This is a genomic window from Roseiarcus sp., from assembly GCF_049514155.1.
Lineage (GTDB): Bacteria > Pseudomonadota > Alphaproteobacteria > Rhizobiales > Beijerinckiaceae > Roseiarcus.
In genome coordinates this window covers 27028-40528 of record NZ_JBEKVH010000004.1, presented here as the reverse complement: position 1 = coordinate 40528, position 13501 = coordinate 27028, and the positions used below count along the sequence as shown (strand labels likewise).

The 13501-nt window shown below is 70.0% G+C and carries 13 protein-coding genes; 7 read left to right on the top strand and 6 right to left on the bottom strand.

The window, feature by feature from the left end; translation table 11 throughout:
• Position 1: 1 nt before the first annotated feature.
• From ABSF49_RS01065 to ABSF49_RS01050, 4 genes are all read right to left on the bottom strand, one after another.
• Positions 2-1471: a L,D-transpeptidase family protein gene (locus ABSF49_RS01065; protein ID WP_424110778.1), complete on the bottom strand. Its 1470-nt coding sequence runs from the start codon at positions 1469-1471 to the stop codon at positions 2-4.
• Positions 1472-1553: 82 nt separating this feature from the next.
• Entirely contained in the window at positions 1554-2228 is a 675-nt protein-coding gene (locus tag ABSF49_RS01060; RefSeq protein ID WP_424110777.1) for a LutC/YkgG family protein, read from the bottom strand.
• Positions 2225-3652, bottom strand: coding sequence for a lactate utilization protein B (locus ABSF49_RS01055; RefSeq protein WP_424110776.1), 1428 nt, complete (start codon positions 3650-3652; stop codon positions 2225-2227). The genes ABSF49_RS01060 and ABSF49_RS01055 overlap by 4 nt, the downstream gene beginning before the upstream one ends.
• A complete protein-coding gene (locus tag ABSF49_RS01050; RefSeq protein ID WP_424110775.1) occupies positions 3649-4440 on the bottom strand; it encodes a (Fe-S)-binding protein in 792 nt (263 codons plus the stop codon). The genes ABSF49_RS01055 and ABSF49_RS01050 overlap by 4 nt, the downstream gene beginning before the upstream one ends.
• Before the next feature lie 88 nt (positions 4441-4528).
• Here ABSF49_RS01050 and ABSF49_RS01045 point away from each other — a divergent pair, with 88 nt between their 5' ends.
• The 5 genes from ABSF49_RS01045 to glcF all read left to right on the top strand — a co-directional run bounded on the left by ABSF49_RS01045 (position 4529) and on the right by glcF (position 10829).
• The gene (locus tag ABSF49_RS01045; RefSeq protein WP_424110774.1) at positions 4529-5842 is read left to right on the top strand and encodes a nicotinate phosphoribosyltransferase; all 1314 of its coding nucleotides are present in this window, start codon (positions 4529-4531) and stop codon (positions 5840-5842) included.
• A gap of 55 nt (positions 5843-5897) precedes the next feature.
• Positions 5898-6755: an SDR family oxidoreductase gene (locus ABSF49_RS01040; RefSeq protein ID WP_424110773.1), complete on the top strand. Its 858-nt coding sequence runs from the start codon at positions 5898-5900 to the stop codon at positions 6753-6755.
• 112 nt (positions 6756-6867) lie between these two features.
• On the top strand, positions 6868-8301 hold the full coding sequence (locus tag ABSF49_RS01035; RefSeq protein ID WP_424110772.1) for an FAD-linked oxidase C-terminal domain-containing protein: 1434 nt from the start codon (positions 6868-6870) through the stop codon (positions 8299-8301).
• Entirely contained in the window at positions 8298-9494 is a 1197-nt protein-coding gene (locus ABSF49_RS01030; RefSeq protein ID WP_424110771.1) for an FAD-binding protein, read from the top strand. Before ABSF49_RS01035 ends, ABSF49_RS01030 begins: the two co-directional genes overlap by 4 nt.
• 3 nt (positions 9495-9497) lie before the next feature.
• Positions 9498-10829: a glycolate oxidase subunit GlcF gene (glcF, locus tag ABSF49_RS01025; protein ID WP_424110770.1), complete on the top strand. Its 1332-nt coding sequence runs from the start codon at positions 9498-9500 to the stop codon at positions 10827-10829.
• Between the two features lie 165 nt (positions 10830-10994).
• Here glcF and ABSF49_RS01020 read toward each other — a convergent pair whose 3' ends face one another.
• Positions 10995-11393 carry a DUF302 domain-containing protein gene (locus ABSF49_RS01020; RefSeq protein WP_424110769.1) on the bottom strand — a complete coding sequence of 133 codons (399 nt, stop codon included), beginning with the start codon at positions 11391-11393 and terminating at the stop codon, positions 10995-10997.
• An 80-nt stretch (positions 11394-11473) separates the two neighbouring features.
• On the bottom strand, positions 11474-12013 hold the full coding sequence (locus ABSF49_RS01015) for an LmrA/YxaF family transcription factor (RefSeq protein WP_424110768.1): 540 nt from the start codon (positions 12011-12013) through the stop codon (positions 11474-11476).
• A 118-nt stretch (positions 12014-12131) separates the two neighbouring features.
• Between ABSF49_RS01015 and ABSF49_RS01010 the strand changes: the two genes are divergently transcribed.
• Together ABSF49_RS01010 and ABSF49_RS01005 are read left to right on the top strand one after the other, a co-directional pair.
• Positions 12132-12626: a redoxin domain-containing protein gene (locus ABSF49_RS01010; protein WP_424110767.1), complete on the top strand. Its 495-nt coding sequence runs from the start codon at positions 12132-12134 to the stop codon at positions 12624-12626.
• Between the two features lie 105 nt (positions 12627-12731).
• The gene (locus ABSF49_RS01005) at positions 12732-13475 is read left to right on the top strand and encodes a hypothetical protein (protein ID WP_424110766.1); all 744 of its coding nucleotides are present in this window, start codon (positions 12732-12734) and stop codon (positions 13473-13475) included.
• Positions 13476-13501 lie beyond the last annotated feature (26 nt).

Here is a 13501-nt window from a genome sequence, read left to right as displayed (position 1 = left end):
GTCATTGGGCGTTGGCGGCGAAGGGCGCCGGGCGCAACGCCTCATCGAACGGCGAGGCCGGCGCGACGCCCGCCGACGCGTCCGCCGCGGCGTCGAGGCCATAGACGTCGTTGCGGAAATTGGCGGCGCCGTCGGCGCTCGCCCAGCCGGTGAGATAGACCCAGATCACCGGCGTCGAGCGCGTCAGCTTGATGTCCTCGCGCGCGCCGGTCTTGGTCTCGGCGACGAGCGCATCCTTGTCCCAGGCGCCGCCGAGCGGCGCGCCGCTCGCGCCGTCGAGCAGCCAAGCGGCGAGATCGTAGACGCCCTGCACCCGCACGCAGCCGTGGCTCAAGAAGCGGTAGTCGGCGCCGAACAAGCGCTTCGACGGCGTGTCGTGCATGTAGACGGCGAGCTTGTTGGGCATGTCGATGCGGATCGCGCCGAGCGAATTGCCGGCGCCCGAATCCTGACGCAGCGTGTAATTGACCGCGCGCTCGGTCGACCAATCGATGCGCTTGGGGTCGATCTCCGCGCCGGTCGAATCGAGGATGCGGATCTTTTCGCGCGCAAGATAACCGGGATCGCGCTGCATGCGCGGGATGATTTCCTTCTTGATGATCGAGACCGGCACGGTCCAGGTCGGATTGAGATTGATCGCTGCGATATGGGCGGCGATCTGAGGCGACGGATGATCGACGTCGCCGACGATCGCCGCGTAACGGTGGACGACCGCGCCGTTCTCGACCGCTTCGACCGCGGTCGCCGGCAGGTTGACGACGACATAGCGCTCGCCGAACCCGAATGTCACATCGGCGAGGCGGCGCGCGCTCGCCGCGAGTTCTTGCGCGCGCACGCTCGCCGGCGCGTTGAGCGCCTTCAGCGTCGCGCCGGCGACGATCCCGGTCGGACGCAGGCCCATGCGCGCCTGGAAGCGCTTGACCGCAGCCGTGAGGTCGGCGTCCCACGCCAGCGTTCGCAGCCCTTCGGCGGCGGCGCGATCGAGATCGCCTTCGATCGCCAGACGGCGGCGCAGGTCGGCGACCTCGGGACCTTTTGAATGGGGGCCGAGCGGCGCGATGTCGGTCGGCCAGCCGCCCGCCGCTTCGATCGCCGCGTAGCGGTCGGCCGCTTTGGCCGTCAGGGCGGCGGTGTCGGCGGTCAGCGTCGGCGCGGGATCGCTCGACAGCGCCGTTTCGAGCGGCGGCGGCGGCGGAGCGATCTTCTTCGGCTTGGCCGGCGCGGCGACGACGGGGATCGGGACGGCGCCCGGCGTCGCGGCGAGGGCGCCGGGCGAATAGGCGGCGCCGGGCTGCGCCTGGGCGGCGGGGACGGCGGCAGGAACGGGGATGGGGGCCGGGATTGGGATCGCCGCCGGGTTGAGCGCGGCCGCCGGGGCCAGCGCGGCCGCGTCCTCGGCGAACGCCGCCGTCGCCGCGCAGACGAGCGCAAGCCCGATCAGTCCGCCCGCCAAAAGCCGTCGAAACGCCATCGTCAAGGACCCCGTCGCATTCTGTTTCTTAGCTACGGGATGGTTACTAAATCGCCACGAAGGCCAGTTTGGGGCGGCGAGGCTAACCGGCGCCGACGACAACAATATGCAGCCTCCTCGGCCCATGGGCGCCGAGCAGCAGGGTCTGCTCGATGTCGGCCGAGCGCGACGGGCCGGTGATGAAATTGACCGTGCGCGGCAGCGCGCCGGGTCCATAGGCCGCCTTCAGCCGGGCAAAGACGCTTTCGACGTCGGCGACGACGTCTGCGGCGAAGACGACGACGAAATGGTTGTCGGGCAGGAAGTTGAGCGTCGTCGGATTGTCCGAGCCGGAGAGGAGCGCCAGCGTCCCGGTCTCGGCCACGGCGGCGAAGGCGGCGCTGACGGCGTTGAGATCGTCGCCCTCGGAGGGGCCGCGTGCGATTTCGAGCGCGGTCGCCGCCCACGGCATGTCTGCGAGGCGCTGGTCGTCGCCGAAGCGTAGGGTCGCCGGCAGGTTGTTTTCGCGCAGGTAGCGCGCGATCTCGGCCGGAACGTCGGCGGCCGCCGCGGCCTCGGCGATCGTCGCCTGGACGCGCTCCGCCTCGGACTTGAAGGTCGCCAGCCGCTCGGCCGCCTCGCCGTGGCCGCGGCGCGGAACGATCCCGACCGGCGCGTGAGCGAGCCGCGCGGCGACCGCGTCGCGACGCGGCGCATCGACCGGCCCGACGTTCAGCGAACGGCGGATCGAGGCGAAGATCTCCTCGCGCGCGCTCATTCGACTGCCCCGCTCTTCGCCCGCCAGCGGCTCTGAAAGGTCGCGCCCTGCGGCGCGGCGAGATCGCGCCAGCGCGTCCAGCCGCCGGCGAACGGCAACCAGGCGAAACGGCCGCGGCGGCGGCCGATCAGGCCGAGCGCGCGCATCGCCGGCTCGACGGCGAGCCGATAGAGCGCCGGCCGCTTGGCGAAGAACACCCATAGCCGCAGCCCGGCGCGCGCGAGCGGCGGCGTCAGGCGGCGCTCGAACTCGCGTTCGCGCCAATTGCGCATCAGCTTCGGCAGCGGGATGCGCATCGGACAGACCTCTTCGCAGCGGCCGCAGAAGGTCGACGCGTTGGGCAACTGGCCGCCCTCGGCGACGCCGATCAACAGCGGCGTCAGCACCGCGCCCATCGGCCCGGGATAGACCCAGCCGTAAGCGTGGCCGCCAACGGCATGATAGACCGGACAATGGTTCATGCAGGCGCCGCAGCGGATGCAGCGCAACATCTCGGCGAACGGGCCGCCGAGCGTCGCAGAGCGGCCGTTGTCGAGCAGCACGACGTGATATGCCTCTGGCCCGTCGGGGTCGCCCGGCCGGCGCGGGCCGGTCGACAGCGTGGTGTAGACCGACATGTCCTGGCCGGTCGCCGAGCGGCCGAGCACGCGCAGAATCTGCGCCACGTCGTTGAGCGTCGGGGTGATCTTTTCGAGCGAGGCGAGGACGACATGGACCTTGGGCAAGGTCTGGGTCAGGTCGCCGTTGCCCTCGTTGGTGACGATGATCGACGTCCCGGTCTCGGCGACAAGGAAATTGGCGCCGGTCAGGCCGACATCGGCGGAAAGGAAGCGGTCGCGCAGAATCGCGCGCGCCTCGCCAAGTAGCTGCTCGGGCCGCGAAAGGTCTCGGTCCGGCGGGAGATCGCGGTGGACACGGCGGAAATCGGCCTCGATATCGTCGCGGGTGACGTGGATTGCCGGGGCGATGATGTGCGAGGGCGCCTCGCCGCGCAGCTGGATGACATATTCGCCGAGGTCGGTCTCGACCGCATCTATGCCTTTTCGCTCCAAGGCCGCGTTGAGGCCGATCTCCTCGGAGATCATCGACTTGCCCTTGGTCACCACCTTGGCGCCACGCGCCTCGCAGATGCCGAGGATGATCTCGACCGCTTCTTCGGAATCGCGCGCATAGTGCACGCGGCCGCCCGCCTCGACGACCTTGCGCTCGTAGGCTTCGAGATAGAGATCGAGATGGGCGAGCGTGTGGTCCTTGATCGCACGGGCGCTGTCGCGAAGCGCGTCGAACTCCGGCAGGCGCGCCACGGCGTCGGCGCGCCTGCCGATGAAATTCTTCGCGTGCGGCAGCGCGCCCTGCAGGCGCTGGTCATTGAGCGCGTCGTGGACATTGTCCTTGAAGCGCGGCGTGGCGCCGGCGACGCTCACTTCGCTTCGTCCTCAGCGGGCTCGCCGATCGCCGGCTCGTCGGTCATGCCGGCCAGCACCTCGGCGACATGGCGCGCCTTCACCGCGCGGCCCTGGCGCTGCAGCTTGCCCGCCATGTTCATCAGGCAGCCAAGATCGCCGGCGAGCAGGGTGTCGGCGCCGGTCGCGACGATCTTGTCGCTCTTGCGCGCGACGATTGCGTCGGAGAGTTCGCCGTACTTGACCGCGAAGGTTCCGCCGAAGCCACAGCAGACGTCGGCCTCGTCGAGTTCGACCAGGCTCAGGCCTTCGACGCTGGCGAGCAGCTTGCGCGGCTGGTCGCGCACGCCGAGTTCGCGCAAGCCCGAACAGGAATCGTGGTAGACGGCGACGCCGGAAAAACGCGCCGCGACGCTGGTCACGCCGAGCGTATCGACCAGGAAGCTCGTCAGCTCGCGGCACTTGGCGGAGAAGGCGACGGCCTTGATCGCCATGTCCGGCTCGTCGGCGAACAGTTCCGGGTAGTGTCTGGCGAGCATGCCGGCGCATGAGCCGCTCGGCGCCACCACGTAATCGCAACCGGCGAAGGTTTCCATGTTGCGGCGGGCGATCGCCTGGGCGTCGGCGCGGTCGCCGGAATTGAAGGCCGGCTGGCCGCAGCAGGTCTGCTTCGGAACGATGACTTTGCAGCCGGCGTCCTCCAGCAGCTTGACCGCGGCGAAGCCGACGGTCGGGCGAAACAGGTCGACGAGACAGGTGACGAACAGGCCGACGCGAAGCTGCGTCTTTGCCGCTTGGCTTTCCGACACGTTTCGATCACCCTCTCGCGGCGGCTTGGCGCTTGGCCGGCGCGCCGCCCTTGTCGCTCGTCCCTGCGCACCCTAATGTTATGAAGGCATGATCCCGGATATCGCCACGCGTGTCTACAACCACACGTTCCGCATCGACCCGATCGTGCGGACGCTGCTGGACACCGATTTCTATAAGCTATTGATGCAGCAGATGATCTGGAAGCTGCATCGCGACCGCCAAGTCACCTTCCAGCTCCATAACCGGACCAGTGAGGTCCGCCTCGCCGACATCGTCGACGAGCGCGAACTGATCGACCAGCTCGACCACGCGCGTTCGCTGCGCCTAGCCAAGAACGAGCTGATCTGGCTCGCCGGCAACACATTTTACGGCGACCGGCAGATATTCGAGCCTGATTTCATGGAATGGCTGGCCGACTTCCGCCTGCCCGAATACGAGCTGACCCGCAAGGACGGGCAATACGAACTGCGCTTCGCCGGACCGTGGACGCATACGACGATGTGGGAGATCCCGGCGCTGGCGATCATCAACGAACTGCGCGCGCGCGCCGCCATGCGCGGCATGAGCCGCTTCAATCTCGACGTGCTCTACGCCCGCGCCAAGGCCAAGCTGTGGAGCAAGGTCGAACGGCTGCGCACGCTCGCCGCCGAGGGTCCTCTGAAGATCTCCGATTTCGGCACCCGTCGCCGCCATGGGTTTCTGTGGCAGCGCTGGTGCGTCGAGGCGCTGCAGGAGGGCCTCGGCGACAATTTCATCGGCACCTCGAACATCAAGCACGCGATGGACACCGGGCTCGAGGCGATCGGCACCAACGCCCACGAGTTGCCGATGGTCTACGCCGCGCTCGCCGACAACGACGAGGCGATGCGGCAGGCGCCTTACGAAGTGCTGCGCGACTGGGCGCGCATGTATGGCGGCAATCTGCTGATCGTGCTGCCCGACTGTTTCGGCTCGACCGACTTCCTGGCGCGCGCGCCTGACTGGGTGGCGGACTGGAAGGGCGCCCGCCCGGATTCGAAGGAGCCGATGGCGGCGGCGCAGGAGCTGATCGCCTGGTGGCGCAAGCGCGGGCGCAATCCGCACGAAAAGCTGCTCGTCCTTTCCGACGGAATGGACATCGACACGATCGAGACCGCAGTCAGGGCGCTGCGCGGCCGCCTCAACGTCTCGATCGGCTGGGGCACCAACCTCACCAACGACTTCAAGGGCTGCGCGACCGACGGGATCGACGGCGAACTGAAGGCGATCTCGATCGTCTGCAAAGTCGCCGACGTCGACGGGCGGCCGGCGGTCAAGCTCTCCGACAATCCCAACAAGGTGCTCGGGTCGCCCGAAGAGATCGCGCGCTATCGTCGCGTGTTCGGCGCCAAAGGCATGATCCCGCAACCGGTGGCGGTCTAGGCCGCGCCTCGCCGTCGCCCGCTGCGGCGGCCGCATTTCGAGAATGGAACCATCCATGGCCTTGGACGCAGTCGTCACCGGCGCTTCGACCGGCATCGGCCGCAGCGCGGTCAAGGTCCTCGTCGGCCACGGCTGGCGGGTCTTCGCCGGCGTGCGCAAGGTCGCCGACGCGGAATCGCTGCGCCAGGAATTCGGCGAGGCGGTCGAGCCGCTGCTGTTCGACGTCACCGACGCCGACGCCGTGCGGCGAGCCGCCGAGGAGACCCGGGTGAAGCTCGACGGGCGCACGCTCAAGGGTCTGGTCAACAACGCCGGCCTTGCGCTGGGCGGACCGCTCGCGCATCAGCCGATCGACCAGATCCGATGGGTGCTCGACGTCAACGTGCTCGGCGCGGCGCGCGTGAGCCAGGCCTTCATTCCCCTGCTCGGCGCCGATCGGTCGCTGACCGGCGACCCAGGACGGATCGTCAACATCACCTCGGTCGCCGGCAGGATCGCCGCGCCGTTTCTCGGCGACTACGCGATGTCGAAGCACGCGCTGGAGGCGTTCAGCGACAGCCTGCGCCGCGAATTGGCGATCTACGGCATCGACGTCGTCGTCATCGGTCCGGGCGCGATCGTCACGCCGATCTGGGACAAGGCCGAAGCGACCGACGATTCGGCTTACGCCAATACCGATTACGGCCCCGCGCTGAAGCGGTTCAAGAAGGTCTTCGTCGAGCGCGGGCGTAAAGGCCTGCCGCCAGAGGCGATCGGCGAAGCGATCCATCTCGCGCTGACGGCGCCGAAGCCGCGGGCGCGCTACGCGATCTTGCGCGGCAAGTTCTTCAACTGGACGCTGCCGCTGCTGCTGCCCAAGCGCCCGCTCGACCGGATCATCACCCGGGCCTTAGGGCTGACCCGACGGCGCTGAGCCGCCGCAGGGGCGCATCGCGCCGTAAGTCGTCTTGCGGCGGCTCGTCATTCCGTGGATGATTCCCGCCGCGCCCGGCCGCCGGCCGCGTGATGCTAGGGAGGCCTCGACCATGGCGCAGATTGCGTTTCCGCCGCCTGATCCGACCATCCTTAAACGGCGCGACCAGATCCTCGCCGGCCTGGCGGCGATCCTGCCCGCCAATGGCCTGATCGCCGACCTCGCCGGGCGGCGCGCGTTCGAGACCGACGCGCTGACCGCCTATCGCCGCCTGCCGCTCGCGGTCGTCCTGCCGCGCTCGGTCGACGAGGTCGCGCGCATCATGCGGTTCTGCCGCGACGCCGGCGTCAATATTGTGCCGCGCGGCGCCGGCACCTCGCTCTCCGGCGGCGCGATTCCGCAGGAGGACGCGATCGTCCTCGGCCTGTCGAAGATGAACCGCATCCTCGAGATCAACCTCGCCGACCGTTATGCGCGGGTCGAGGCGGGCGTCACCAATCTCGCCATTTCCGAAGCGGCGGCGGCGGACGGCTTCTTCTACGCGCCCGACCCCTCCTCGCAGCTCGCCTGCACCATCGGCGGCAACGTCGGCATGAACTCGGGCGGCGCGCATTGCCTCAAATACGGCGTGACGGTCAACAACCTGCTCGGCGTCCGGCTCGTCACCCTCGACGGCGACATCCTCGACCTCGGCGGGGCCGAGCCCGACGCCGCCGGGCTCGACTGGCTAGGGTTGGTCTGCGGCTCGGAGGGGCAGCTCGGCATCGTCGTCGAAGCGACGGTCAAGCTGATCCGCGCCGCCGAGGGCGCGCGCCCGGTGCTGTTCGGCTTCGATTCCTGCGCCGACGCCAGCCGCTGCGTCGCGGCGATCATCGGCGCCGGAATCGTGCCGGTGGCGATGGAATATATGGACCGGCCGGCGATCGCGATCTGCGAGGACTTCGCTCACGCCGGCTATCCGCTCGACGTCGAGGCGATGCTGATCGTCGAGGTCGAGGGGAGCGAAGCCGAGATGGCGGCCGAACTCGCCGGCATCGCGGCGATCGCCAGGGCGCATGGCGTGCGGGTGATGCGCGAGTCGATGTCGGCGATGGAGAGCGCGCAGATCTGGAAGGGGCGCAAGTCGGCGTTTGGCGCGACCGGCCGTGTCGCCGACTACATCTGCATGGACGGCACGGTGCCGACCGGGCGACTGCCCGAGGCGCTGCAGCGCGTCGGCGAGATCTGCGCCGCCTACGGCTTGCGCGTCGCCAACGTCTTCCACGCCGGCGACGGCAACATGCATCCGCTCATCCTCTACGACGTCAACGATCCCGCCCAGCAGCAGAAGGCCGAAGAAGCGGGGATGGAAATTCTGAAGATGAGCGTCGCGCTCGGCGGCAGCCTGACCGGCGAGCACGGCGTCGGGATCGAGAAGCGCGATCTGATGTCCTGCCAATATAGCGCGGCCGATCTCGCCCAGCAGAAGCGCGTGCGCGCGGCGTTCGATCCCGCCGCGCGGCTCAATCCGGCCAAGGTCTTTCCGCTCGAAGGGAGAGGCGCGTGATCGCCGACGAAGTCGCGACGCTGACGCCGAGCGACGAAACCGAAGCTTGCGCGGTGGTCGCCGAGGCGCGTGGGGCGGGCGAGACGCTCGACATCGCCGGCGGCGGCTCGCGCGCCGGGCTTGGCCGTCCGCCGGAGGGAGCGCGCCGCCTGTCGAGCGCGCGGCTCAACGGCATCGTGTTTCACGAGCCGGCCGAGATGGTCCTGCGCGCCAAGGCCGGAACGCCGCTTGCCGTTGTCGTGGCGGCGCTCGAAGCGCATGGGCAGATGCTGCCGTTCGAGCCGATCGACCATCGCGCGCTCTACGGCGGCGGCGGCGAGCCGACGATCGGCGGGCTGGTCGCGGCCAACGCTTCCGGCCCGCGCCGAGTCAGCGCCGGGGCGGCGCGCGACAGCGTGATCGGCCTCAGACTGGTCAACGGCCGCGGCGAAGCGATCATGACCGGCGGCCGGGTGATGAAGAACGTCGCCGGCCTCGACCTGGTCAAGCTCAATTGCGGCGCCTTAGGCGTGCTCGGCTTCCTCACCGAGGCGACGTTCAAGCTGCTGCCGAAGCCTCAGAGCGAAGCGACCATCGTCATCCGCCGCCTCGACGACGCGCGGGCGGTCGCGGCGATGACGGCCGCACTCGGTTCGCCGTTCGGCGTCAGCGGCGCGGCGATGCTGTCGCCCGGAATGGGACGCGAGTTCTCGCGCACCTTCCTGCGCGTCGAGGGCGCCGCCGCCTCGGTCGACTATCGCGCCGACAAGCTGCTGGCGCTGCTTGCCGAATTCGGCGCCGAGCGGGTGCTGAAGGGCGACGATTCGGGCCGGCTATGGCGCGCGTTGCGCGACGCCGAATTCCTCGCCGAGCCGCGCGAGCGCGCGGTCTGGCGGGTCGGCGTCAAGCCGTCTCGCGCCGTCGACTTCCTCGCCCGCCTGGGTCCCCGCGCGCTGGCGCATCTGTTCGACTGCGGCGGCGGCCTCGTCTGGCTTTCGACGGCGCCGACGCCGGCCGACGCCGCCGCCGTGCGCGCCGCGCTGTCGCCGTTCGGCGGCCACGCGACGCTCGTGCGCGCGCCGGACGCTTTGCGCGCCGCGGTCGAGGTCTTCCAACCGCTGCCGCCTGCGCTCGTCGCGCTGACGCGGCGGGTCAAGGCGGCCTTCGACCCCGACGGCCTGTTCAACCGCGGGCGCATGTACGCGGGGATTTGAACCGTGCAGACCCATTTCGCCCCCGAGCAACTCGCCGATCCGAAAACCCGCGCGCTGGAGAGGATCCTGCGCTCCTGTATCCATTGCGGCTTCTGCACCGCGACCTGCCCGACCTATGTCGTCAGCGGCGACGAACGCGATTCGCCGCGCGGGCGCATCTATCTGATCAAGGACCTGCTCGAGAGCGGCCGGGCGCCGACCGACGACGACGTCTGGCCGATCGACCATTGCCTATCCTGCAACGCCTGCATGACCACCTGTCCGTCGGGCGTCGAATACCGCCGCCTGGTCGACCACGCGCGCGTCCTGATCGAGGCGCGCTACAAGCGACAGCTGCCTGACCGGCTGATGCGCGCTGCGCTCGCTTGGCTGTTGCCGTCGCGCCCGCTGTTCGCGCTTGGCCTCAAGCTCGGCGCGCTGGCGCAGCCGTTCGCGCCGCTGATCGCCGCCCTGCCGCGCGTCGGGCCGCAGCTCGCGGCGATGCTGGCGCTGGCGAGGAGGCGTCGCGCGCGTCTGCCCCCTGAAGCCGTCGCGGCGCCCGTCGCCAGCGCCGATGCGCCCCGCCGTCGCGTCGCGCTGCTGACCGGCTGCGCGCAAGCCGTGCTCGCCCCAGAAATCAACGCCGCGACCGAGCGTCTCCTGCGCCGCGCCGGGATCGCCGTCGCGCCCGCGCCGGGCGAAGGCTGCTGCGGCTCGCTACTGCACCACATGGGTCGCGAGGACGCCGCGCGTGCGCAGATGCGCGCCAACATCGACGCCTGGACGCGTGCGATCGACGGCGAAGGGATCGAGGCGATCGTCGTCACGGCGTCGGGCTGCGGCGCGACGATCAAGGACTATGGCGCGCTGCTCGCCGACGATCCCGCTTACGCCGACAAGGCGGCGCGGGTGGCGGCGCGGACGCGCGATGTGAGCGAATATGTCGCCGGTCTCGATATCCCCTTCGCCGCGCCGAAGCCGCTCGTCGTCGCCTACCACGCCGCCTGCACGCTGCAGCACGGACAGAGAATCGTCGAGCCGCCCAAGGCGCTGCTTAGCCGCGCCGGCTTTGTCGTGCGCGAACCGGCCGAGAGCCATCTCTGCTGCGGCTCGGCGGGGACCTACAACATTCTCCATCCCGAGACCGCCGCCGCGCTGCGCGCGCGCAAGGCAAGCCATCTCGAACGACTGAAGCCCGACGTCATCGCCGCCGGCAACATCGGCTGCCTGACCCAGATCGCCAGCGCGACCGCGGTGCCGGTCGTCCACACGGTCGAGCTGCTCGACTGGGCGAGCGGCGGGCCCGCGCCGGGAGGGCTGACGCACGGGGCGCCGTTTTCCGGAGCGAAGGCCTGACTTCAATAGCTTGCGTGGCAATTTTCCGCCGCTCGCGCAGTTCGGTCTGGACAGCGTCTCGTCGCTCGCGACGATGGCGGCGGGCGCGCGGCGCAAACCCGTGACGCGATAGATTGAAGTCAACGGGTTAGGCGCCAATTTGTGTCCCGATTTCGGAGCGTCCCTTTATGTCGCCGCTTCCTCGGCGACGGCGGCGAGAAAATCGGCCATCGCCTTCAGGATCGCCTCATTGCCGACCTCGGCGCCGTGCCGCCGGGCGAGCCAGCGCGGGTCGTTGTAGCCGACATGGGTCGCCCCGGACGCGTCGCGCCAGACGAGCGCGCGCAGCGGCAGATCAATCCCGATCGTCAGCGCCGCCTGCATCAGCGGCGTGCCAGCCTTTGGATTGCCGAAGATAAGAACCTCGGTCGGCGCCAGCGCTAGGCCGACCGCCGCCGCGGCCGCCGCATGGTTGACGCGCGCCACGACCGCCGCGCCGCGCGCCGTCACCGCGGCGACGAGCCGATCCATCGTCTCTTTCGGCTCATGGCGGCTCAAGCGGACGATCAGTCCTTCCGGCGTCATGACAAGCCTCCCGCCGCCCAGGCGTTGCAGGCGAAAGCTACCGCGAACGCAGCGGTTCGACCAGCGAGCGGTCCGCGCGGCTACGCCTTCGACGGGCTCGCCGCGCGGCGGCTGCGAACCTGCGCGGCGACATGGGCGAGCGCCATGTCGAAGGCGAGCGCGAGCGGCCGGTCGGACTTGGCGCTGCGCGACAGCAGCAGGCCGCCCTGCACGGCGCTGAGAACAGCGAGCGCGATGTCGGCGGGCGCGGCGCCAGGCGCGAGTTCGCCGCGCGCCTGCATCCGGACGAGCCCCTCCTCGATCCGCCGGCGCCATATCTCCAGCCCGTCGCCGACCGCCGTCCGCGCGCCTCTGGCGCTGCGCGGCAACTGATAGACGAGCGCGCCGAGCGGACAGCCGGTCCGCCGGTTGAGCGCCAGAACGGCGTCGCGCCAGCTGCGCATCGCGGCGAGCGAATCGAGCGCCTCGAGCAGCGGCCCGTGCGCAGCGAGCACGCGCTCGGCCTGCAACGCCGCCGCTGCGCGCAGCATCGCGAGGTCGGCCGCCGCCGCGACGATGCGGCGCCGCGTCGCCGCGCCCCGCGTCGTCAGACGCCGCTCGGTTCCGCGCTTTTCGCTCATCGCGCCGCTTTCCCGCCGCTTCGCTCGCCGGAACGAGCGATACATCAATTGGACTTGACAGTCCAGTTTCCTGCCGCCACCAGTGGACCATCCGGTCCACATACAGGAGAGTTGTCCAATGCCCCTTCTTCACAACGGCGATCGTTTCCCGCGCCTGTCGATCCGCAAAGTCGGCGGTGGAACGATCGAACTGCCCGGCGATCTCGCCGGCTCGTTCGGCGTCGTGCTGATCTATCGCGGCGCCTGGTGTCCCTATTGCAACGCCCAGCTTGCCGCCTTCGCGCGCGCCAGCGCCAAGCTCGACGAGGCCGGCGTCAAGGTCGTCGCCTTCTCGGTCGACGACGAGGCGACGACGGCGGCCCTCGCCGCCAAACACAACGTCCGCTATCCCCTAGGCTACGGCGCCGACGCCGACGCGATCGCCGCCGCGGTCGGCGCCTACGTCAATTCGGAGCCGCATTACCTGCAGACCACCGGGTTCGTGCTGGCGCCCGACGGGACTTTGGTCAACGCCGTCTATTCGTCGGCCGCGATCGGCAGGCTCGTCCCCGACGACGTCGCTGGCCTCGTCGCCTACATCAAATCGAAGACGTCGCAGGCGTCGGCGGCCTGACCAACGGGCGCCGCAGCATCGCGCCGGTTTCGCCCCAACACGAGACCGGCGTTTGCCGCCGCCGCGGCGATCGCCGATAATTTCGTGGTTGCTGGGAGATGCGCCGTGCTGAAGCTTCGTTCGTTGTCATGCGCGGCGCTGATCTGCGCCGCCTTCACCCTCACGCCTTTCGCCGCGGGGGCGGCTCAGACCGTCCCCTTCGTCGGCTGCGCGAGCGACGGCCAGCAGGGGCCGGTCGCCGCGCCGAAAGGCCAGCCAAAGGCGGTCGCCATCAATCCCGCGGCGGCGAAAGGGCTCGCCTGGTATCAGGCGCAATATTCCGCCGGCGCGCTCGCGCCGCGCGGCTGGAAATGCTTCTCGTTCTACGGCTCGAGCGGCGTGACGCTGACGATCGCGCCGAGCGGCAAGCTCGACGACGCGAGCCAGCCGATCGCCGGCCCCGCCGTTGTCCTCGCCGACGACTCGGGCGGCACCAGCGGCCGCTTCGACGTCGCCAAGGTCGCCGCGCGCGTCTTCGCCGGGCCGGAAAAGGCGTTCGTCGCTTCGGTGATCGCCGAGGGGGTCGAGCCGAAGGAGAATTTCCCCGCCGGCCCCTACCCGGCCGACAAGCTGACCTACAAGACGGCGACGCTGGTCGCGTTCGCGACGCCCGCCGGCAAGGACGGACTGGGCGCCGCGGCCGGGCTGGGCGCGAGCCCGCTGCCGGTCGTCGGTCTCGCCAAGCTCGTCGGCCCGGCGGACGGGCCCGATCTCTACTTGCTCGCCGTTCGTCTGCCGGCCGCCCAGGCCGACCTCGCGGCGGCGATCGTCGCCGCCGCCGAGGCGACGTTGCCCAATTCTTCCCAGTGAGCGCGACGTTTGCGCGTCCGCCTTGC

What these genes read in the sequence shown, in the direction of transcription:
- ABSF49_RS01035 (WP_424110772.1), top strand. Translation starts at nt 6,868, where the DNA reads ATGGCGCAGATTGCGTTTCCGCCGCCTGATCCGACCATCCTTAAACGG.
- ABSF49_RS01015 (WP_424110768.1), bottom strand. Translation starts at nt 12,013, where the DNA reads ATGAGCGAAAAGCGCGGAACCGAGCGGCGTCTGACGACGCGGGGCGCG.
- ABSF49_RS01040 (WP_424110773.1), top strand. Translation starts at nt 5,898, where the DNA reads ATGGCCTTGGACGCAGTCGTCACCGGCGCTTCGACCGGCATCGGCCGC.
- ABSF49_RS01010 (WP_424110767.1), top strand. Translation starts at nt 12,132, where the DNA reads ATGCCCCTTCTTCACAACGGCGATCGTTTCCCGCGCCTGTCGATCCGC.
- ABSF49_RS01065 (WP_424110778.1), bottom strand. Translation starts at nt 1,471, where the DNA reads ATGGCGTTTCGACGGCTTTTGGCGGGCGGACTGATCGGGCTTGCGCTC.
- ABSF49_RS01020 (WP_424110769.1), bottom strand. Translation starts at nt 11,393, where the DNA reads ATGACGCCGGAAGGACTGATCGTCCGCTTGAGCCGCCATGAGCCGAAA.
- ABSF49_RS01045 (WP_424110774.1), top strand. Translation starts at nt 4,529, where the DNA reads ATGATCCCGGATATCGCCACGCGTGTCTACAACCACACGTTCCGCATC.
- ABSF49_RS01060 (WP_424110777.1), bottom strand. Translation starts at nt 2,228, where the DNA reads ATGAGCGCGCGCGAGGAGATCTTCGCCTCGATCCGCCGTTCGCTGAAC.